Origin of the sequence: Pseudomonas sp. IT-P218 (assembly GCF_949767605.1) — a bacterium.
Taxonomy (GTDB): Bacteria; Pseudomonadota; Gammaproteobacteria; order Pseudomonadales; family Pseudomonadaceae; genus Aquipseudomonas; species Aquipseudomonas putida_AE.
On the sequence record NZ_CATKQQ010000044.1, the window covers coordinates 295,298 to 314,386 of the forward strand.

General features: G+C 59.1%; 20 protein-coding genes and 1 pseudogene. 17 read left to right on the top strand and 4 right to left on the bottom strand.

From position 1 onward, the window contains the following. Positions 1-126: 126 nt before the first annotated feature. The 5 genes from ACM6I6_RS21705 (at position 127) to ACM6I6_RS21725 (ending at position 5,923) form a co-directional block, all read left to right on the top strand. The gene (locus ACM6I6_RS21705; protein WP_046816950.1) at positions 127-504 is read left to right on the top strand and encodes a gamma-butyrobetaine hydroxylase-like domain-containing protein; all 378 of its coding nucleotides are present in this window, start codon (positions 127-129) and stop codon (positions 502-504) included. Between the two features lie 256 nt (positions 505-760). Continuing rightward, on the top strand, positions 761-2,440 hold the full coding sequence (gene phaC, locus ACM6I6_RS21710) for a class II poly(R)-hydroxyalkanoic acid synthase (protein ID WP_274076105.1): 1,680 nt from the start codon (positions 761-763) through the stop codon (positions 2,438-2,440). A 141-nt stretch (positions 2,441-2,581) separates the two neighbouring features. Beyond that, complete coding sequence (phaZ, locus tag ACM6I6_RS21715; protein ID WP_274076106.1) at positions 2,582-3,433, top strand: poly(3-hydroxyalkanoate) depolymerase; 852 nt, start codon at positions 2,582-2,584, stop codon at positions 3,431-3,433. A gap of 129 nt (positions 3,434-3,562) precedes the next feature. Next, on the top strand, positions 3,563-5,245 hold the full coding sequence (gene phaC, locus ACM6I6_RS21720; protein WP_414920692.1) for a class II poly(R)-hydroxyalkanoic acid synthase: 1,683 nt from the start codon (positions 3,563-3,565) through the stop codon (positions 5,243-5,245). A 57-nt stretch (positions 5,246-5,302) separates the two neighbouring features. Further along, a complete protein-coding gene (locus ACM6I6_RS21725; protein WP_274076108.1) occupies positions 5,303-5,923 on the top strand; it encodes a TetR/AcrR family transcriptional regulator in 621 nt (206 codons plus the stop codon). 87 nt (positions 5,924-6,010) lie between these two features. On the opposite strand, the gene ACM6I6_RS21730 is transcribed toward ACM6I6_RS21725, so the two are convergent. The 3 genes from ACM6I6_RS21730 to ACM6I6_RS21740 form a co-directional block, all read right to left on the bottom strand. Beyond that, on the bottom strand, positions 6,011-6,850 hold the full coding sequence (locus ACM6I6_RS21730; protein ID WP_274076109.1) for a phasin family protein: 840 nt from the start codon (positions 6,848-6,850) through the stop codon (positions 6,011-6,013). A 10-nt stretch (positions 6,851-6,860) separates the two neighbouring features. Continuing rightward, positions 6,861-7,283 carry a phasin family protein gene (locus ACM6I6_RS21735; RefSeq protein ID WP_274076110.1) on the bottom strand — a complete coding sequence of 141 codons (423 nt, stop codon included), beginning with the start codon at positions 7,281-7,283 and terminating at the stop codon, positions 6,861-6,863. 244 nt (positions 7,284-7,527) lie between these two features. Further along, entirely contained in the window at positions 7,528-7,803 is a 276-nt protein-coding gene (locus tag ACM6I6_RS21740) for a polyhydroxyalkanoic acid system family protein (RefSeq protein ID WP_274076111.1), read from the bottom strand. Between the two features lie 155 nt (positions 7,804-7,958). On the opposite strand from ACM6I6_RS21740, the gene ubiE reads away from it, so the two are divergent. The 11 genes and pseudogenes from ubiE to ACM6I6_RS21795 all read left to right on the top strand — a co-directional run bounded on the left by ubiE (position 7,959) and on the right by ACM6I6_RS21795 (position 16,111). Continuing rightward, a complete protein-coding gene (gene ubiE / locus ACM6I6_RS21745) occupies positions 7,959-8,729 on the top strand; it encodes a bifunctional demethylmenaquinone methyltransferase/2-methoxy-6-polyprenyl-1,4-benzoquinol methylase UbiE (protein ID WP_414920693.1) in 771 nt (256 codons plus the stop codon). Then, positions 8,729-9,352: an SCP2 domain-containing protein gene (locus ACM6I6_RS21750; protein ID WP_323606491.1), complete on the top strand. Its 624-nt coding sequence runs from the start codon at positions 8,729-8,731 to the stop codon at positions 9,350-9,352. The genes ubiE and ACM6I6_RS21750 overlap by 1 nt, the downstream gene beginning before the upstream one ends. Continuing rightward, the gene (ubiB, locus tag ACM6I6_RS21755) at positions 9,349-10,953 is read left to right on the top strand and encodes a ubiquinone biosynthesis regulatory protein kinase UbiB (protein WP_414920694.1); all 1,605 of its coding nucleotides are present in this window, start codon (positions 9,349-9,351) and stop codon (positions 10,951-10,953) included. The genes ACM6I6_RS21750 and ubiB overlap by 4 nt, the downstream gene beginning before the upstream one ends. A gap of 167 nt (positions 10,954-11,120) precedes the next feature. Next, positions 11,121-11,522, top strand: coding sequence for a phosphoribosyl-AMP cyclohydrolase (gene hisI / locus ACM6I6_RS21760; protein WP_406592837.1), 402 nt, complete (start codon positions 11,121-11,123; stop codon positions 11,520-11,522). After that, positions 11,515-11,847, top strand: a complete 333-nt coding sequence (locus tag ACM6I6_RS21765) for a phosphoribosyl-ATP diphosphatase (RefSeq protein WP_007899279.1) — start codon at positions 11,515-11,517, stop codon at positions 11,845-11,847. The genes hisI and ACM6I6_RS21765 overlap by 8 nt, the downstream gene beginning before the upstream one ends. 25 nt (positions 11,848-11,872) lie before the next feature. Continuing rightward, positions 11,873-12,145, top strand: coding sequence for a twin-arginine translocase TatA/TatE family subunit (locus ACM6I6_RS21770; protein WP_046816938.1), 273 nt, complete (start codon positions 11,873-11,875; stop codon positions 12,143-12,145). 10 nt (positions 12,146-12,155) lie between these two features. Then, complete coding sequence (gene tatB / locus ACM6I6_RS21775) at positions 12,156-12,581, top strand: Sec-independent protein translocase protein TatB (protein ID WP_274076116.1); 426 nt, start codon at positions 12,156-12,158, stop codon at positions 12,579-12,581. Then, positions 12,578-13,372 carry a twin-arginine translocase subunit TatC gene (gene tatC, locus ACM6I6_RS21780; RefSeq protein ID WP_274076117.1) on the top strand — a complete coding sequence of 265 codons (795 nt, stop codon included), beginning with the start codon at positions 12,578-12,580 and terminating at the stop codon, positions 13,370-13,372. The genes tatB and tatC overlap by 4 nt, the downstream gene beginning before the upstream one ends. Next, positions 13,369-14,076, top strand: coding sequence for a 16S rRNA (uracil(1498)-N(3))-methyltransferase (locus tag ACM6I6_RS21785; protein ID WP_274076118.1), 708 nt, complete (start codon positions 13,369-13,371; stop codon positions 14,074-14,076). The genes tatC and ACM6I6_RS21785 overlap by 4 nt, the downstream gene beginning before the upstream one ends. A gap of 205 nt (positions 14,077-14,281) precedes the next feature. Continuing rightward, a pseudogene (locus ACM6I6_RS21790) lies at positions 14,282-15,256 on the top strand (methyl-accepting chemotaxis protein); the annotation flags it as partial. Between the two features lie 141 nt (positions 15,257-15,397). Next, entirely contained in the window at positions 15,398-16,111 is a 714-nt protein-coding gene (locus ACM6I6_RS21795) for a methyl-accepting chemotaxis protein (protein ID WP_414920731.1), read from the top strand. A 123-nt stretch (positions 16,112-16,234) separates the two neighbouring features. Here ACM6I6_RS21795 and ACM6I6_RS21800 read toward each other — a convergent pair whose 3' ends face one another. After that, positions 16,235-16,384, bottom strand: a complete 150-nt coding sequence (locus ACM6I6_RS21800) for a hypothetical protein (RefSeq protein WP_406592835.1) — start codon at positions 16,382-16,384, stop codon at positions 16,235-16,237. Between the two features lie 130 nt (positions 16,385-16,514). Between ACM6I6_RS21800 and ACM6I6_RS21805 the strand changes: the two genes are divergently transcribed. Continuing rightward, entirely contained in the window at positions 16,515-18,851 is a 2,337-nt protein-coding gene (locus tag ACM6I6_RS21805; protein WP_414920695.1) for a phosphatidylinositol-specific phospholipase C domain-containing protein, read from the top strand. Positions 18,852-19,089 lie beyond the last annotated feature (238 nt).

Below are 19,089 nucleotides of genomic sequence, written 5' to 3' on the forward strand. Positions count from 1 at the left end.
TAGGAGCGAGCTTGCTCGCGATGAACTTGAGAGCGACGCGTTTCTTCAGAGAAAACGCGTTATCGTTAACGTCCATCGCGAGCAAGCTTGCTCCTACAGGGTTCCATCCAAAACGGAACGGCGCTCATGACCCAACTCCCCACCGACATCAAGCTGCACAAAGCCTCGAAAACCCTCACGCTCAAATACGCGTCCGGCGAGGAATACACCCTGCCCGCCGAATTCCTGCGCGTGCACTCCCCTTCCGCCGAGGTCCAGGGCCACGGCAAACCCATCCTGCAATTTGGCAAGATCAACGTAGGACTGAGCAAGATAGAACCGGCCGGTCAGTACGCACTGAAACTGACCTTCGACGATGGCCACGACAGCGGCCTGTTCACCTGGGAATACCTCTACGAACTGGGGCGACGTCATGACGCGCTCTGGGAGGATTATCTTGCCGAGCTCAAAGCCGCAGGAAAAACCCGCGACCCGAACGAATCCGTCGTCAAGCTGATGCTCTAGCCCGAGCCTCTTGCTCTTTAGAGGGCATTTTCTAATTTCATCTGTTTGAATGCTCGGCTTCAGGGCCGACGCTTGGCCCGCTTGCGAAAAAAATTAAACTCGGGTAACCAATGGATTGGCAAGTTCCCTGCAGTGCTCTCTGAACTAAAAAGCAGTGATGCAGAATTAACGTCACCCGAGCAGTAGTACCTGGCCGTTGCTGTGTGACTACACAGCAGGACCAAGGTACTCGTCTCAGGGCAATGGAGCGTCGTAGATGAGTGACAAGAGTAACGATGAGTTGAAGTATCAAGCCTCGGAGAACACCTTGGGGCTCAATCCTGTCGTTGGGCTGCGTGGAAAGGATCTACTGGCTTCTGCTCGAATGGTGCTCAGGCAGGCCATCAGGCAACCGGTGCACAGCGTCAAGCATGTCGCGCATTTTGGTCTTGAACTCAAGAACGTGCTGTTTGGCAAATCCGGGCTGCAACCGACCAGCGATGACCGTCGCTTCGCCGATCCGGCCTGGAGTCAGAACCCGCTCTACAAACGTTATTTGCAAACCTACCTGGCGTGGCGCAAGGAGCTCCACGCCTGGATCGACGAGAGCACCCTCAGCCCCAGCGATGTGGCGCGCGGGCACTTCGTGATCAACCTCATGACCGAAGCCATGGCGCCGACCAACACCGCGGCCAACCCGGCGGCAGTCAAACGCTTTTTCGAAACCGGCGGCAAGAGCCTGCTCGATGGTCTCTCGCACCTGGCCAAGGATCTGGTGCACAACGGCGGCATGCCGAGCCAGGTCAACATGGGTGCGTTCGAAGTCGGCAAGAGCCTGGGCGTGACCGAAGGCGCGGTAGTATTCCGCAACGATGTACTGGAACTGATCCAGTACAAGCCGATCACCGAGCAGGTACACGAGCGACCATTGCTGGTGGTGCCGCCGCAGATCAACAAGTTCTACGTGTTCGACCTGAGCCCGGACAAGAGCCTGGCGCGGTTCTGCCTGCGCAACAACATGCAGACCTTCATCGTCAGCTGGCGCAACCCGACCAAGGAACAGCGCGAGTGGGGCCTGTCGACCTACATCGAAGCCCTCAAGGAAGCGGTTGACGTCGTCACTGCGATCACCGGCAGCAAAGACGTGAACATGCTCGGGGCCTGCTCCGGCGGCATCACCTGCACCGCGCTGCTGGGCCACTACGCGGCGATCGGCGAGAACAAGGTCAATGCCCTGACCTTGCTGGTGAGCGTGCTGGACACCACCCTGGACAGCGACGTTGCCCTGTTCGTCAATGAGCAGACCCTCGAAGCCGCCAAGCGCCACTCGTACCAGGCCGGCGTACTGGAAGGCCGCGACATGGCGAAAGTCTTCGCCTGGATGCGTCCCAACGACCTGATCTGGAACTACTGGGTCAACAATTACCTGCTGGGCAACGAACCGCCGGTGTTCGACATCCTGTTCTGGAACAACGACACCACCCGGTTGCCCGCCGCGTTCCACGGCGACCTGATCGAGCTGTTCAAAAACAACCCACTGATTCGCCCGAATGCACTGGAAGTGTGCGGTACCGCCATCGACCTCAAGCAAGTGACGGCCGACATCTTTTCCCTGGCCGGCACCAACGACCACATCACCCCGTGGCGGTCCTGCTACAAGTCGTCGCAACTGTTCGGCGGCAATGTTGAATTCGTGCTGTCGAGCAGCGGACATATCCAGAGCATCCTGAATCCGCCGGGTAATCCGAAATCCCGCTACATGACCAGCACCGAACCGGCGAGCAGTGCCGATGAATGGCAACAGAATGCCACCAAGCACACCGATTCCTGGTGGCTGCACTGGCAGGCCTGGCAGGCCCAGCGCTCGGGCGAGCTGAAAAAGTCCCCGGTAAAGCTGGGCAGCAAGGCTTACCCGGCAGGCGAGGCGGCGCCAGGCACTTACGTACACGAGCGTTAAACCCACAAACCTGTAGGAGCCGGCTTGCTGGCGATTGCATCACCACGGTGAGACTGGCAAACCGCGGTGATCGCATCGCCAGCAAGCCGGCTCCTACAGGATGTGTGTCAGGAACCAAGATCCACCCACAGGGCCAGAAGCATGCCGCAACCGTTCATATTCCGCACCGTCGACCTGGATGGCCAGACCCTCCGCACGGCGGTGCGCCCCGGCAAGCCTCACTTGACGCCCTTGCTGATTTTCAACGGCATCGGCGCCAACCTGGAGCTGGTGTTTCCATTCGTCGCAGCGCTGGACCCGGACCTGGAAGTCATCGCCTTCGACGTACCCGGTGTCGGCGGTTCGTCGACGCCGAATCTTCCCTATCGCTTTCCAAGCCTGGCGAAACTCACGGCACGCATGCTCGACTACCTCGATTACGGGCAAGTCAATGTGATCGGCGTGTCCTGGGGTGGTGCGCTTGCGCAACAGTTCGCCTTTGACTATCCGGAGCGTTGCAAGAAGCTTGTCCTGGCAGCGACGGCAGCGGGCGCGGTGATGGTGCCGGGCAAGCCGAAAGTCTTGTGGATGATGGCCAGCCCACGGCGCTACATCCAGCCCTCCCATGTGATCCGCATTGCGCCGATGATCTACGGCGGCGCGTTCCGTCGCGACCCGACGCTGGCCGCGAGCCATGCAGCGAAGGTCCGTTCGGCAGGCAAGCTCGGTTACTACTGGCAACTATTCGCCGGCTTCGGCTGGACCAGCATCCACTGGCTGCACAAGATCAATCAGCCGACCCTGGTCCTGGCCGGCGACGACGATCCGCTGATCCCGCTGATCAACATGCGCTTGCTCGCCTGGCGGATTCCCAATGCCCAGTTGCACATTATCGATGACGGCCATCTGTTCCTGATTACCCGGGCCGAAGCGGTGGCACCCATCATCATGAAGTTCCTCGAGGAGGAGCGCCTGCGTGCAGTGATGCACCCGCATCCGGCGCCACTGAGCTGATCGGCCCATTTTTTGTATAGGAAAGAGGGGGCGGCGGCACATCGCACCGCGCAACAACCCGTTACAGCGTCTATGGTGTTCTGGTTCGGTGTTTTGTATTTGGCCTGGAAGACGAAGGAGTGTTGAGTCATGCGCGATAAAACTGCGAGGGAGTCACTACCCACTCCCGCCGCGTTCATCAACGCACAAAGTGCGATTACCGGCCTGCGCGGCCGCGATCTGGTTTCGACTTTGCGCAGTGTGGCCGCCCATGGCCTGCGCAACCCCGTGCACACCGCTCGACACGCCTTGAAACTGGGCGGTCAACTGGGCCGCGTGCTGCTGGGCGACACCCTGCACCCGACCAACCCGCAAGACCGTCGTTTCGACGATCCGGCGTGGAGCCTCAACCCCTTTTACCGTCGCAGCCTGCAGGCCTACCTGAGCTGGCAGAAGCAGGTCAAAAGCTGGATCGACGACAGCAACATGAACCCGGACGATCGCGCCCGCGCGCACTTCGCGTTCGCCCTGCTCAACGATGCCGTGTCGCCGTCCAACAGCCTGCTCAATCCCCTGGCGATCAAGGAAATTTTCAACTCCGGCGGCAACAGCCTGGTGCGCGGGATCGGCCATCTGGTCGATGACCTCCTGCACAACGACGGGTTGCCCCGGCAGGTCACCAAGCACGCATTCGAGGTCGGCAAGACCGTCGCCTCCACCACCGGCGCCGTGGTGTTTCGCAACGAACTGCTGGAGCTGATCCAATACAAGCCGATGAGCGAAAAGCAGTATTCGAAACCGCTGCTGGTGGTGCCGCCACAGATCAACAAGTACTACATTTTCGACCTCAGCCCGCACAACAGCTTCGTCCAGTACGCGCTCAAGAACGGCCTGCAGACCTTCGTGATCAGCTGGCGCAATCCGGATGTGCGGCACCGCGAATGGGGCCTGTCGACTTACGTTGAAGCAGTGGAAGACGCCATGAACGTGTGCCGGGCGATCACCGGCGCGCGCGAAGTCAACCTGATGGGCGCCTGCGCTGGCGGGCTGACCATTGCCGCTTTGCAGGGTCACTTGCAAGCCAAGCGCCAGCTGCGCCGCGTTTCCAGCGCGACCTACCTGGTGAGTCTGCTCGACAGTCAACTGGACAGCCCGGCCACGCTCTTCGCCGACGAACAGACCCTGGAAGCCGCCAAGCGCCGCTCCTACCAGAAAGGCGTCCTGGACGGCCGCGACATGGCCAAGGTGTTCGCCTGGATGCGTCCCAACGATTTGATCTGGAGCTACTTCGTCAACAACTACCTGATGGGCAAGGAGCCGCCGGCGTTCGACATTCTCTACTGGAACAACGACAACACACGCCTGCCGGCCGCCCTGCATGGTGACTTGCTGGACTTCTTCAAGCACAACCCGCTGAGCCATCCCGGTGGCCTGGAAGTGTGCGGCACCCCGATCGATTTGCAGAAGGTCAATGTCGACAGTTTCAGCGTGGCCGGCATCAACGACCACATCACACCGTGGGACGCCGTGTATCGCTCGACCCTGCTGCTCGGTGGAGAGCGCCGCTTCGTCCTGTCCAACAGCGGTCATATACAGAGCATTCTCAACCCGCCGAACAATCCGAAAGCCAACTACGTCGAAGGCACAAAACTGAGCAGCGACCCCAGGGCCTGGTACTACGACGCCAAGCCCGTCGCCGGTAGCTGGTGGACGCAATGGCTGAGCTGGATTCAGGAGCGCTCGGGCGCGCAGAAAGAAACCCACATGGCCCTCGGCAACCAGAATTATCCACCGATGGAAGCGGCGCCCGGAACCTACGTGCGCGTGCGCTGATGTTCAACGACCACGGCCCCTGCCGGCCGTGGCATGACCCGATCATAAGAAGACTGGATGAAAACCCGCGACCGGATCCTCGAATGTGCCCTGCAATTGTTCAACGAGAAGGGCGAACCGAATGTTTCCACCATGGAAGTCGCCAACGAAATGGGCATCAGCCCGGGCAACCTGTACTACCACTTCCACGGCAAGGAACCACTGATTCTCGGCCTGTTCGAACGTTTCCAGGCCGAACTGTCGCCGTTGCTCGACCCACCGGCCGACGTCGAACTGGCCCCCGAGGATTACTGGCTGTTCCTGCACCTGATCGTCGAACGCCTGTCCCACTATCGCTTTCTGTTCCAGGACCTGTCGAACCTGGCCGGGCGCCTGCCGAAACTGGCCAAGGGCATTCGCAACCTGCTCAATGCACTCAAGCGCACCCTGGCGTCATTGCTGGCCCGGTTGAAGGCCTTGGGGCAGCTGGTCAGCGACACCCAGGCGCTGGGGCAACTGGTGGAGCAAATCACCCTGACGCTGCTGTTCTCACTGGACTACCAGCGGATTCTCGGCCGCGAAGGCGAAGTGCGATTGGTGGTCTACCAGATCATGATGCTGGTGGCGCCGCATTTGTTGCCGTCGATCAAGGCGGCGACCGAGCAGATGGCGATGCAGTACCTGGAAGATCACGACTAACAAATGTGAGGCCTGTGGTGCTCAGGGAATCTGCACAAACAAAAACGCCCGACCTTGGCAGGCCGGGCGTTTTTTTGAGCCCTGGAATCAGGACTGACTGGTTGGCGTCGATGGAGCTGGCGCGGCAGTCGGGGTCACAGCAGGGGTCGGCGCGGTAGCGGAGTTCGAGGTGCTTGCCGGCGTTACCGGGGTTGCCGGTTTGGCGGCAGCCACTGCTGGTTTGGGTGCGGCAGCTTTGGGAGCGGCCGGTTTTTTCGCTGCTGGTTTCTTCGCAGCAGCAGGTTTTGCCGCTGGCTTGGCTGCCGGTTTGGCGGCAGCGGTTTTCGCTGCAGGCTTGGCGGCGGTTTTAGCGGCTGCCGGTTTGGCCGCTGGTTTGGCGGCGGCTGGCTTGGCAGCGGCAGTTTTTGCAGCAGGTTTGGCGGCAGCGGTTTTAGCCGCAGGCTTGGCCAATGGCTTGGCTGCGGTTTTGGCGGCCGGCTTGGCTGCCGCGGTTTTCGCCGCAACAGGCGCAACCTTGGCACCGGTGAGTTTTTCGATTTGCTTGGTCAGGGTATCGACCTTGCTGTGCAGCGCCTTGACTTCATTGCGGCTTGGTACGCCCAGACGCGAAATGGCGCTGTTCAGGCGCTTGTCGAAAGCCCCTTCCAGCTCATCCCATTTGCCCATTGCGCGATCTTTCACGCCGCTGATGCGCGACTTGGCCGAAGAAGCGGAGTCCTTGGCGGCGTCGACAGTTTTGCCAACAGCGTTCTTGGTCAGCTTCTCGGCTTTCTCGCCGTCTTTAACCAGTGAGTCGAAGAGTTTGCTGCCGTCAGTGTCGATCTTCGAGTACACGCCTAAACCAGCCAGCCAGATTTTGCGGGAGTAGTCTTCGACTTTCCCGATCCACGAGCTGCCTTCTTTTTCGGTGTTCTTTTTACCAGCCATCCCGTTCTCCTTAAGATTTACGCGCGACGCGTTCGAGCAGTGCCGTCAGCTCATCGAGCTTGGCAGAGAGTGTCTCAACGTCATGTTTAGACGGAATGCCGATACGATTCAAGGTACTTGCGACACGCGAGTCAAACACTCTCTCGACTTTGTCGAGCTGAACTTCGACCTTGCCTTTGAAAGTGCTGACTTCAGTCTTGGCTTCATCGATCTCGGCATTGGCCGCTTCAAGCTTCTCGGCAACTACTTTTTTGCCTTTGGTTTCAACTGCTTGCCCAGCCTTGATCAACTCTTGAAAGTACTCGCTACCTTCTTGGCCGACCTTGGTGTAGGCACCCAGGCCTGCCAGCCAAATCCGGCGTGCATAGGATTTGACGTCACGCACAGCGGTCGCCGATGCGTCGATTTTTTTCTTCAAAATTACTTTGGCCATGGTGCACCTCACGCGCAGAAGGTTTGAGGAACTGCCCGCGAAAGTGTCGGGCTCAGGCACAAAGTAGGGAGAAAAATTAGAAACGGCACCCTAACAACTGACATGAAAGCTCAGGCGCACCTCAAAACAAATGTGGGAGCCAGCCTGCTGGCGATAGCGATTTATCCATCAACATCAATGTTGACTGATGCGCCGCTATCGCCAGCAGGCTGGCTCCCACAGGGGATGTGGTTCGACTTGGGAATCAGACGAGGGCTTTATCCAGCGCCTTCTCGATTTCCGCTTTGATCATGCCGCTCATGGCCGACATCATCAGGCCCAGTTCCACATCGACCTTGATCGAATCATCGGTGACATGCACCGCACCTTTCACACCCGAACGCTTGAGATTCAGGGTGTCACCCGACCACTGCGGCTCCAGGCCATACTGATCGTGAAGTTTCTGCGCCAGCTTGTCGGCCTTCTCGCGCGCCGCTTCCTTACCCAGGCCGTGGGCCCGTTCAACACTAATATGGGCCATCGAATGACTCCTGCTTTATGAATGCTTTCCCGAGGCATCTTGACCTCTGCTGCGTCAAAACGTCCCGATGGTTGCCCATCTTACCTTCAGCCTTGCCAAGACAAAGCATGCCTTGGGGATTAGAATGTCGCGCATTCTCTTTTGGTGACAGCGATATGACTGATCAGCGCAAAGGCAACGACGCCGAACCCACCACTCACTTCGGCTTCAAAAACGTTCCGGAAAGCCAGAAAGCGGAAAAAGTCGCTGAGGTTTTCCACTCGGTAGCCGCCAAGTACGACCTGATGAACGACCTCCTGTCGGGCGGCATGCACCGTCTGTGGAAGCGTTTCGCGATCGAACTGTCGGGCGTGCGCATCGGCAACCGGGTGCTGGACATCGCCGGCGGCACGGGCGACCTGACCCGCAAATTCTCGCACCTCGTGGGCCCGACCGGCCAGGTAGTGCTGGCCGACATCAACGAATCCATGCTCAAGGTCGGTCGTGATCGCCTGCTGGACCTGGGTGTGGCCGGCAACGTCGAATTCGTCCAGGCCGATGCGGAAAAACTGCCGTTCCCGGACAACCATTTCGACTGCGTGACCATCGCCTTCGGCCTGCGCAACGTGACGCACAAGGAAGATGCCCTGCGCTCCATGCTGCGCGTGCTCAAGCCAGGCGGTCGCCTGCTGGTGCTGGAATTCTCCAAGCCGACCAATGCGCTGATGTCCAAGGCCTACGACGCCTACTCGTTCGCCTTCATGCCGCTGATGGGCAAGCTGATCACCAACGACTCGGAAAGCTACCGCTACCTGGCCGAATCGATCCGCATGCACCCGAACCAGGAAACCCTGAAGTCGATGATGGTCGAGGCCGGTTTCGACCGCGTGACCTATCACAACATGACCGCAGGCATCGTCGCCCTGCACCGCGGCATCAAGCCCTGATGCTGCTCGCCGGCCTGCTCGCCAGCGTAGAACTCGGCCTGAACCGGGTGCTGCGTCTCGACAGCACGGCGCTGCCGCGGCTGGCGCATTTGAGCGGCAGGGTGATTGCCGTCGATTGCCGCAGCCCGGCGTTGCAGGTGTTCATCCTGCCCAGCGACGAAGGCCTGATGCTCGCCTCCCAGTGGGAAACCGGCGCCGACTGCACCCTGCGTGCACCGGCTTCGAGCCTGCTGAAACTGGCCATGAGCAAGGACAAGACTGCGATCCTGCACAGCCCTGAAGTCGAACTCGACGGCGACAGCGGCGTGCTGCTGGAACTGGCGGCGATCCTTCAGGACCTGGAGCTGGACTGGGAGTACGAACTCTCGCGCTGGCTGGGGCCGGTCGCCACGCAACTGCTCGGCGGTCACCTGCGCAGTCGTGCCCGCTGGTATCAGCAAGGGTTCGCCAGCCTGGGCCAGAACCTGGGCGAATACCTGGCCGAAGAGTCGCGCACCCTTGTCGGTCAGCGCGAAGCCGAAGCCCGTTTCAGTGAACTGGACCAGATCAAACTCGATCTGGAACGTCTCGAGGCGCGTTTCGAGCGCCTTTCCCGATCCCTCGACCCAAGCGATAACGCATGAAGCTGCTTGCCGTCCGCCGTTTGTTGCGCATCCAGCGCGTCGTGATCCGCTACCGCCTCGATGACCTGCTGTTCGCCCTGCCGCTGCCCTGGTTTCTGCGGGCCCTGCGTTATGCCCTGCCGTGGCGCTGGTTCCCGCGCAAGACGCTGGAGCTGAGCCGTGGCGCGCGCTTGCGCCTGGCGTTGCAGGACCTGGGACCGATCTTCATCAAGTTCGGGCAGATCCTGTCCACCCGCCGCGACCTGCTGCCGGAAGACATCGCCGACGAGCTGATGATGTTGCAGGACCGCGTGCCGCCGTTCGACTCGCAGCTGTCGGTCAAGCTGATCGAAGAACAGCTGGGCAAGAAAATCAGTGAAGTGTTCAGCCGCTTCGACGTCGAACCGCTGGCCTCGGCGTCGGTGGCCCAGGTGCACGCCGCGCAGCTGAAAGCCGGCGAAGAAGTGGTGGTCAAGGTGATCCGCCCGGGCCTCAAGCCGGTGATTGCCCAGGACCTGGCGTGGCTGTTCATCCTCGCCCGCGCCGCCGAAAAACTCTCGGCCGATGCGCGCCTGCTGCACCCGGTAGATGTGGTCCAGGACTACGAAAAAACCATCTACGATGAGCTCGACCTGCTGCGCGAAGCAGCCAACGCCAGCCAGCTGAAGCGCAACTTCGACGGTTCGCCACTGCTGTACGTGCCACAAGTCTATTGGGACTGGTGCCGGCCGAAAGTGCTGGTGATGGAGCGCATCTACGGCATCCAGGTCACTGACCTCGCGACCCTGGCCGACCAGCGCACCGACATGAAAATGCTCGCCGAACGCGGCGTGGAGATCTTCTTCACCCAGGTGTTCCGCGACAGCTTTTTCCATGCCGACATGCACCCCGGCAACATCTTCGTCAGCACCGTCAATCCGTGGAGCCCGCAGTACATTGCGATCGACTGCGGCATCGTCGGCAGCCTGACCCCGGAAGACCAGGATTACCTGGCGCGCAACCTGTTCGCCTTCTTCAAGCGTGATTACCGGCGTGTGGCACAGCTGCACATTGATTCAGGCTGGGTGCCGGCGGAAACCAAACTCAACGAATTCGAAGCGGCAATCCGGACAGTTTGCGAACCGATCTTCGAAAAACCGTTAAAAGATATTTCATTCGGCCAGGTGCTGATGCGCCTGTTCCAGACGGCGCGCCGCTTCAACATGGAAGTGCAGCCGCAGCTTGTCCTGCTGCAGAAAACCCTGCTGAACATCGAAGGCCTGGGCCGTCAGCTGTACCCGGACCTCGACCTGTGGAACACCGCGCAACCCTTCCTCGAACGTTGGATGCGCGAACGCGTCAGCCCCAAAGCCCTGCTCGGCAACGTGCAGAGCCAGTTCGAGCAACTGCCGCACCTGGCCAACATGGCCCGCGACCTGCTCGAACGCATGTCCCAGCCGCACGCCTACGACCCGCCGCCACCCTGGCACCGTCGCCGCGACGACTGGTTCCTGCGCCTGCTCGGCACAGCGCATTTGGCCGGTGGCGCGATCCTCGCCGCGGGTGGGCCGCTGAACGATCTGGCCTACTGGCCGGCGGGCATCATGATGGCCGTCGGCTTGTATCTGGTCGTTCGTCGATAGCAGGATTGAGCTGCAAGTTATAAGCTGCAAGCCTCAAGCGATGTTCATAGCACTCACGTTTGATTCACCCTGTAGATACGTGTGTTACACATTACGAAAGACCGAAGCGCACTGGCTTTTACTAGCAGCTTGAAGCTTTAAGCTTAAAGCTGCTTCAGGAACTGAAGATGAACAACTGGCTGGACGAGATCAAATGGGATGCCGACGGCCTGGTGCCGGCGATTGCCCAGGACCACAAGACCGGGCGCGTCCTGATGATGGCCTGGATGAACCGCGAAGCACTGCAGCTGACAGCAGCCGAGAACCGCGCCATCTACTGGTCGCGCTCGCGTGGCAAGCTGTGGCGCAAGGGCGAAGAGTCCGGCCACGTGCAGACCCTGCATGAGATGCGCCTGGACTGCGACGCCGACGTGATCATCCTGATGGTCGAGCAGGTCGGCGACATCGCCTGTCATACCGGCCGCCAGAGCTGCTTCTACCGCGTCTATGAGAACGGCGACTGGACAACCGTCGACCCGGTACTGAAAGATCCGCACGCCATCTATAGCGCAGGACACAAACATGAGTGACACGTTGACCCGTCTGGCCCAGGTGCTGGAAGAGCGCAAAGGCGCCGCCGCCGACAGCTCGTACGTCGCCAGCCTGTACCACAAGGGCTTGAACAAGATTCTGGAAAAAGTCGGCGAAGAGTCGGTCGAGACCATCATAGCCGCCAAGGACGCCGCCATCAGCGGCGACTGCAGCGATGTCATCTACGAAACCGCCGATTTGTGGTTCCACAGTATGGTCATGCTCGCCCAGTTGGGGCAGCATCCCCAGGCTGTACTCGATGAACTGGACCGTCGCTTCGGTCTGTCCGGACACGCCGAGAAAGCCTCGCGCCCGTCCGCCTGAATAACGATTAGAGAGGAGCAGCAGCATGGGCATTTTTGACTGGAAACACTGGGTCGTCATCCTGGTCGTCGTGGTTCTGGTGTTCGGCACCAAGAAACTGAAAAACCTCGGCACCGACGTTGGCGAGTCGATCAAGGGCTTCAAGAAAGCCATGAACGACGACGAAAAACCCGCCGAGCCCACCGTGACCCCGGCCCAACCGGTGCCGCCGGTACAGCCTCAGGCTTCGGTGAACCAGCCGCACACCATCGACGTGCAGGCGCAGAAAGTCGAAGAGCCGATCCGCAAAGACGTGTGAGCACTGACTAATGTTTGGTATCAGCTTCTCTGAACTGCTGCTCGTCGGCCTCGTCGCCCTGCTCGTGCTGGGTCCCGAGCGCCTGCCGGGCGCTGCGCGCACCGCCGGCCTGTGGGTTGGGCGCCTCAAGCGCAGCTTCAATGCGATCAAACAGGAAGTTGAACGTGAAATCGGTGCCGACGAGATTCGTCGGCAACTGCACAACGAGCACATCCTGTCGCTTGAACAGGAGGCCCGAAAGATCTTCTCGCCGACCCAGCAGCAGCCGACGCCCGTCGAGCCTGTGGCGACGCAGACGGTTGATGCGCCTGCCGTTGAATCTGCGCCTGTGCAAGCTGCACCTGTCGCAGCGACGCCGGTCGCGCCCGTTGCACCCGCGGCTGCGCCCGTTGCGCCGGCCCCTCATGACCCAACACTGCCGCCGCGAGCCCCATGAGCGATCTTCCTGAAAACGACCAGCACATGCCGCTGGTTTCGCACCTCACCGAGTTGCGTACCCGCCTGCTGCGCTGCGTAGCGGCGATCTTCATCATCTTCGCCGGGTTGTTTGCATTCACCCAGCAGATCTACACCTTCGTCTCGACACCACTGCGCGCGTACCTGCCCGCCGGCGCGACGATGATTGCCACCGATGTGTCGTCGCCGTTCCTGACGCCACTGAAGCTGACCATGATGGTGTCGCTGTTCCTGGCGATCCCGGTGATCCTGCACCAGATCTGGGGTTTCATCGCACCGGGCCTGTACAAGCACGAGAAGCGCATCGCCGTGCCCTTGCTGTGCTCGAGCATCGTGCTGTTCTACGCCGGCATGGCGTTCGCCTATTTCCTGGTGTTCCCGCTGATCTTCAAGTTCTTCGCCGCCGCCACCCCGGCCGGCGTGGAAATGATGACCGACATCACCAGCTACCTCGATTTCGTCATGACGCTGTTCTTCGCCTTCGGCGTGGCGTTCGAGATCCCGGTGGCCGTGGTGCTGCTGGTGTGGATCGGCGTGGTCGACGTCAAGTACCTGAAGAAAATCCGCCCGTATGTGATCATCGGCTGCTTCGTGGTCGGCATGATCCTGACCCCGCCGGACATTTTCTCGCAGACCCTGCTGGCCGTACCGATGTGGCTGCTGTTCGAGATCGGCATCCTGTTTGGCAGCCTGATCAGCAAGCGTGGCGAACACCCGGACGACCAGCCTGTCGACGATCACAACGACCAGCCGCCAGCGACCCAACCGTGAACCTGCTGCTCCTTGAAGAGGCCGACTTCATTGCGGCCGACCGGGTCGTGCTGCGTGATCGCCGGTTGACCCACATGCAGGAAGTCCACCGCTGTGAAGTCGGTGACAGCATGCGTGTCGGCCGTATCGGTGGCCTGATGGGCTCGGCCGAGGTCCTGCGCCTGGACGCCAGCGAGGCGGAACTGCGCGTCACCCTCGACCAGCCACCGCCCGCCAAGCTACCGCTGACCCTGGTCCTGGCCCTGCCACGGCCCAAGATGCTCCGCAGGGTGTTCCAGACCGTTGCGGCCATGGGTGTTCCACGAATCGTGCTGGTGAACAGCTACCGCGTCGAGAAGAGCTTCTGGCAGACGCCGTTCCTGGAGCCTGAGGCCATTCGCGAGCAATTGATCCTTGGCCTCGAACAGGCCAGGGACAGTGTCTTGCCGCAAGTGGTGATCGAGAAGCGCTTCAAACCGTTCGTCGAAGATCGCCTGCCCGCCATCACCGAGGGCACCCTCGGCCTGGTTGGCCATCCGGGCCAATACCCGCCCTGCCCCCGCGCCCTGACCGAGCCGGTGACCCTGGCCATCGGCCCGGAAGGTGGCTGGATCCCCTACGAGATCGACTTGCTGGGCAAATCCGGCCTGCAACCGGTGCAATTGGGCGAGCGCATCCTGCGCGTGGAAACTGCCGTCACGGCACTGCTGGCACGACTCTTCTAAATCCAGACGCTCCCACAGGCTCATCATCTATCCGCCCATCGGGCAGCGCCTACAGAACCCAGCGCCTCTGCCGATACACCTCCCATGAAACCAATGTGTGGTCCAAGGGAGTTGCAGCATGTACCAATGGCTGGCCGATAAACTGGGTAACGTGAGCGTAAACCGCAAGCTGGGCGTCGGCTTCGGTCTTGTGCTGCTGCTTACGATGCTGATCACCTTCACCGGCTGGACCGGCCTGAGCGACGTCACCCGTCGCGGTGATGGGCTGGGGTTCATCTCCGAGATCAACGGGATGACCAAGGACCTGCGCATCGCCCGCCTGGATTACGAAATGCGTCGCGGCGAACAAGGCCCCGGCGCCGTCAGTGATTTGCTGGGCAAGCTCGACACCAGCCTGCAAGCGGCTCGCAAGATGATCGAGCAACCCGCCGACGTGGCCATGATCGACCAGCAACTGGCCGCTGTCAGCCAATACAAACAAGCCTTCGCCGCCATGACCCAGGCCGGCGTTAGCCGCGAAGACGCCCGCAGCAAACTGGGCTCCACCGCCGACAATGCCGTGGCCAAAGTGGCCGAAGTGGAAAAAGCCATGCTGCAAGGCGACAGCGTGGCGCAGTTCAACAGCGTGATCGACCTGAGCAAACTGATCCAGCAAGCGCGCTTCCAAGTGCGTGGCTACACCTACAGCGGCAAGGCCGAGGCCGAGCAGCCGGCGCTGGACGCCATCGACAACGCCCTGAAATACCTGCAAAGCCTGCCGTCGCAGCTGCCGGAACAACACATCGGCAACCTGCAGCAAGCGACCGACTCGCTCAAGGCCTACCGCGCCGCGGTCAGCCAGTACCGCGATTCCCAGACCGCCAGCGCCGACGCCTTCAAACGCATGGCCGCCCAGGGCGAGATCCTGCTCGAGGTCAGCAACAAGCTCACCGTCTCGCAAACCCTGGTACGCGATACCGACGTAGCGCACGCCAAGAACATGCTGCTGCTGGCCACCGTCCTGGCGCTGGTCTTTGGCTTGTTTGCGGCCTGGGCCATCACTCGGCAGATCGTGATTCCGCTGAACCAGACCCTCAAGGCGGCCGAGCGCATCGCTGCCGGCGACCTGACTCACAACCTGCTCTCCCAGCGCCAGGACGAACTTGGCCAACTGCAACGGGCCATCCAGCGCATGACCCAGGGCTTGCGTGAACTGATCGGCGGCATCAGCGACGGCGTTACGCAAATTGCCAGCGCCGCCGAAGAGCTGTCAGCCGTCACCGAGCAAACCAGCGCCGGCGTCACCAGCCAGAAGGTCGAGACCGACCAGGTGGCCACCGCCATGAATGAAATGACCGCCACGGTGCAAGAAGTCGCGCGTAACGCCGAGGAAGCCTCAGAGGCCGCCGTCGCCGCCGATCAACAGGCCCGCGAAGGCGACAAGGTGGTGGGTGAAGCCATCGCACAGATCGAGCGCCTGGCCAAGGAAGTGGGACACTCCACCGAAGCCATGGGCGAACTCAAGCGCGAAAGCGACAAGATCGGCAGCGTGCTCGACGTGATCAAGTCCGTCGCCCAGCAAACCAACCTGCTGGCGCTCAACGCGGCCATCGAAGCGGCCCGTGCCGGCGAGGCCGGGCGAGGTTTTGCCGTGGTCGCCGATGAAGTGCGCAGCCTGGCGCAACGCACGCAGAAATCCACCGAAGAAATCGAAGAGCTGATCGTCGGCCTGCAAAACGGCACCCAGCAAGTGGCGACCATCATGGACAACAGTCGCGCCCTGACCGACAGCAGCGTGGAACTGACCCGTCGCGCCGGCGGCTCACTGGAGAACATCACCCGCACGGTGTCGGCGATCCAGGCAATGAACCAGCAGATTGCCGCCGCCGCCGAACAGCAGAGCGCTGTGGCCGAAGAGATCAACCGCAGCGTGCTGAACGTGCGTGATGTGTCGGATCAGACGTCCGCAGCAAGTGAAGAGACGGCGGCGTCCAGCATTGAGCTGGCGCGCCTGGGGACGCATTTGCAGATGCTGGTGGGGCGGTTCAAGGTTTGAGGTGATTCACCTGCCTCGGTTCACTACGGACCGAGGTGATGCAATTTAGCCAGGCAGAGGTATTCCAGTACGGTCATGTGCGGGATTACCGAACTGCTCAAAAGCGCTCATGAAGTCCCATCATTACCTCGTTCGCTCGATGTAATGGTCGAAAGGGCGGCCGGCGACCCCAGGACGGGTGACGCCAATCACATTGATTTCGGGCACGTCATCGCCTCGGGCGACTTGCAGGCTGTTGCGCGCGACCTTGGCGATCAGGGAAATCGATAACACTAAAATCCGCCTAAAAAACTTTGGATACTAAATCATTATCAGGACTTTGACCGCCTATCAGAACTGATAGGTCTCAAACGACGCTACTTGTGCTCCACTTATTCCCGCCTACATTTGAGCGGTGACCAATATGACCATTCAGCAGCAGAGCCAAACCTCCGACGTTGACCTTTCAGATAACTTTCTACCCCGTCTTACCGTATCTGACACAGCAAACGATGTTTTAATCTACAACCACTTGGTGAAGGGCCCAACTATCAACGTCCAGTCGCTGACTGGCTTCAATAGCAAAACAAAGCTATGGCTGCATTGTGAATGCACTTACGCCAATGGATATCCTGGCTTTCTAACCCTGGCCGAAGCAGTATCCATTGGCGTTTCGACAGACGAAACAGCATTCACCTGCGAACTACCGCTTGAGCAACTTTCCAAGCTTGGTGACAACACCAAGATCACAATGATCTTGATGATAAGTACCGACGGCACTCTAAATGAACACTCACTCCACGTCGTTCGTCACCACTTGGAATTCCGACACAATGAAGCCTCGACAAATTACAGCCGATGGATGACAGATAGTGGCCCACTCATAGAACTTCTGAAAATACACGAACTGATACTGCCAGAGGCCCATAATGCTGGCGTGGACAAGGAAGGGTCAGAATTTCCAGGTGTTCGATGGGGCGCCTGTCAAGATAAAACATTCACCAATCAACTACAAGGCGGCATGCGAGTTCTGGACTTAAGAGTTTACAGACACATAGATCACGTGGGCACTATTCAAGAGTTTAGATTTCAACACGAGAGGTACCATGCCAGGCGCTATTTGCAAAACTGCATTCAAGAAGTTCGTCAATTTGCAATACAAAATCCTTTAGAAATCGTGATAATGGATTTTCATGAAAAGGTTCTCCCCGACGCGGTCAACCGCGTCAAAGACATGCTAGAAGCAGCTCTCAGTGATCGTTGTATTCCATGGGCCGCACGCGGCTTGACGATCGGGCAAATCCGGCAGCAACACCCTGGCAGGAATATTATTATTGCCTGGGATGATTGGCAACCATCGAGACTGTATCTTTGGGGGAAAGTTTATCAGACCTGGAACAGCCAAAACACTAATACACCGACCACACTAAAAAACCATATGATTGAAATCATGGCCGACCCACCAAAGAATCAGCTATGGTCGATGCTTGCTGCTGGCTACACTCCAATAGGAGGACCCACCCGCTTTACACCGAACGAAATACATTGGGACTATTTCTTTAGCAGCATTGGGTCTGGTCGTTATAGAACGCCAACTAAAGGCAACATGATCAACATTGATTTTTTTGCATCAACAGGCGTAGTCGACCGATGCATCAGCGCCACGCGAGCAAGGGCGTTGGCCGCTCATAAAAGCACCACCTTGAATTTTCGGGCTCGCGAGGTGACAGATACCTCGACAACGTTAGTCTGGAGTAACCCAGAGGATAGCGAGCAGGTTGAATACTACAATTTATTTATCGATGGATATGCTTTCAAAATTGAAAACAATGAACATACATTCCATGAGCTAACGCCCGGCAGGGAATACCATTATAAAGTAGTGGCTCACTTTAACTCTGGAGACGGCAACCCTTCCGAAATCAAAGTCAGAAATACAGACACTACCCCCCCCAGCAAACCTGGCAACCTTACAGCATCCGAAATCCTGGCCCGCTCCACCACCCTGAATTGGACTCCGTCAACTGATAACGGCGACATAGCCGGCTATAAAATCTACCGCAACACCACACCAATCGACACGACCTCCGCAACTTCATATGTTGACCGTTCCCTTACCCCACTTACGAACTACAGATACATCGTTCAGGCATTCGATTATGGAGGAAACGAAACCAACTCCGATCCACTCGATATCACCACGCCAGAAGGGATTGCTCCCTCCAAACCGAACAACCTTAAAGCAACTGCAGTTACGGCCAACTCTATTAATCTGCAGTGGGAGGCTTCTACTGATAACGTTAAAGTTACTGGCTATGACGTTCTCCGCAACGGCGACCCGATCGACAGAGTTACCAGCACTTCTTTTTTCGACAGAGGCCTCGACGGATCTACGACATACGCTCAGCAAATTCGCGCATTGGATGCCGCTGGAAACTTTACCAACTCTGAATTCCTGTTTACACGCACACTCGACGGAGGAGCCCCCAGCAAGCCAACCAACCTTAAAGTACTCTCCATGGGGGGCAAAGATTACCTGGTGTGGAACAGTTCAACTGACAACGTCAAGGTCGTAAAATATGAAATTCGTCGAGACGCCAGCCTATTAGGCTCGACAGATCATTTAGATCTTGATTTGCAGGGCTTCGTAACCGAAGACAGTGTCAGACCTTGTACATATATAGTAAGAGCGCTGGATAATAATTCAAACTACAGTGACTCCGACCCCCTGCGACTTGACGCCTTTGGTTCGGGCACATGACCAGAGCAGCGCGATAACCAGTAGTTCTACCGTCCTGGAGTGGAGGCGCTCGGAGGTACAGAGCGTCATCCGGACGACCAAAATTGTCCTGGCACGGATGCTGATGCAGGTTCGCATGTTCAAGGGTTTATGCGGGATTTAGTAGCTTAAAGCAAAAGATCGCAGCCGTTGGCAGCTTCTACGGGGGAAATCCGTAGGAACTGCCGAAGACTGCGATCTTTTCTTGAGCGACCGCTCC

Coding starts and splice junctions, on each gene's coding strand:
- ACM6I6_RS21705 (WP_046816950.1), top strand. CDS start 127: ATGACCCAACTCCCCACCGACATCAAGCTGCACAAAGCCTCGAAAACC.
- phaC (WP_274076105.1), top strand. CDS start 761: ATGAGTGACAAGAGTAACGATGAGTTGAAGTATCAAGCCTCGGAGAAC.
- phaZ (WP_274076106.1), top strand. CDS start 2,582: ATGCCGCAACCGTTCATATTCCGCACCGTCGACCTGGATGGCCAGACC.
- phaC (WP_414920692.1), top strand. CDS start 3,563: ATGCGCGATAAAACTGCGAGGGAGTCACTACCCACTCCCGCCGCGTTC.
- ACM6I6_RS21725 (WP_274076108.1), top strand. CDS start 5,303: ATGAAAACCCGCGACCGGATCCTCGAATGTGCCCTGCAATTGTTCAAC.
- ACM6I6_RS21730 (WP_274076109.1), bottom strand. CDS start 6,850: ATGGCTGGTAAAAAGAACACCGAAAAAGAAGGCAGCTCGTGGATCGGG.
- ACM6I6_RS21735 (WP_274076110.1), bottom strand. CDS start 7,283: ATGGCCAAAGTAATTTTGAAGAAAAAAATCGACGCATCGGCGACCGCT.
- ACM6I6_RS21740 (WP_274076111.1), bottom strand. CDS start 7,803: ATGGCCCATATTAGTGTTGAACGGGCCCACGGCCTGGGTAAGGAAGCG.
- ubiE (WP_414920693.1), top strand. CDS start 7,959: ATGACTGATCAGCGCAAAGGCAACGACGCCGAACCCACCACTCACTTC.
- ACM6I6_RS21750 (WP_323606491.1), top strand. CDS start 8,729: ATGCTGCTCGCCGGCCTGCTCGCCAGCGTAGAACTCGGCCTGAACCGG.
- ubiB (WP_414920694.1), top strand. CDS start 9,349: ATGAAGCTGCTTGCCGTCCGCCGTTTGTTGCGCATCCAGCGCGTCGTG.
- hisI (WP_406592837.1), top strand. CDS start 11,121: ATGAACAACTGGCTGGACGAGATCAAATGGGATGCCGACGGCCTGGTG.
- ACM6I6_RS21765 (WP_007899279.1), top strand. CDS start 11,515: ATGAGTGACACGTTGACCCGTCTGGCCCAGGTGCTGGAAGAGCGCAAA.
- ACM6I6_RS21770 (WP_046816938.1), top strand. CDS start 11,873: ATGGGCATTTTTGACTGGAAACACTGGGTCGTCATCCTGGTCGTCGTG.
- tatB (WP_274076116.1), top strand. CDS start 12,156: ATGTTTGGTATCAGCTTCTCTGAACTGCTGCTCGTCGGCCTCGTCGCC.
- tatC (WP_274076117.1), top strand. CDS start 12,578: ATGAGCGATCTTCCTGAAAACGACCAGCACATGCCGCTGGTTTCGCAC.
- ACM6I6_RS21795 (WP_414920731.1), top strand. CDS start 15,398: ATGAATGAAATGACCGCCACGGTGCAAGAAGTCGCGCGTAACGCCGAG.
- ACM6I6_RS21805 (WP_414920695.1), top strand. CDS start 16,515: ATGACCATTCAGCAGCAGAGCCAAACCTCCGACGTTGACCTTTCAGAT.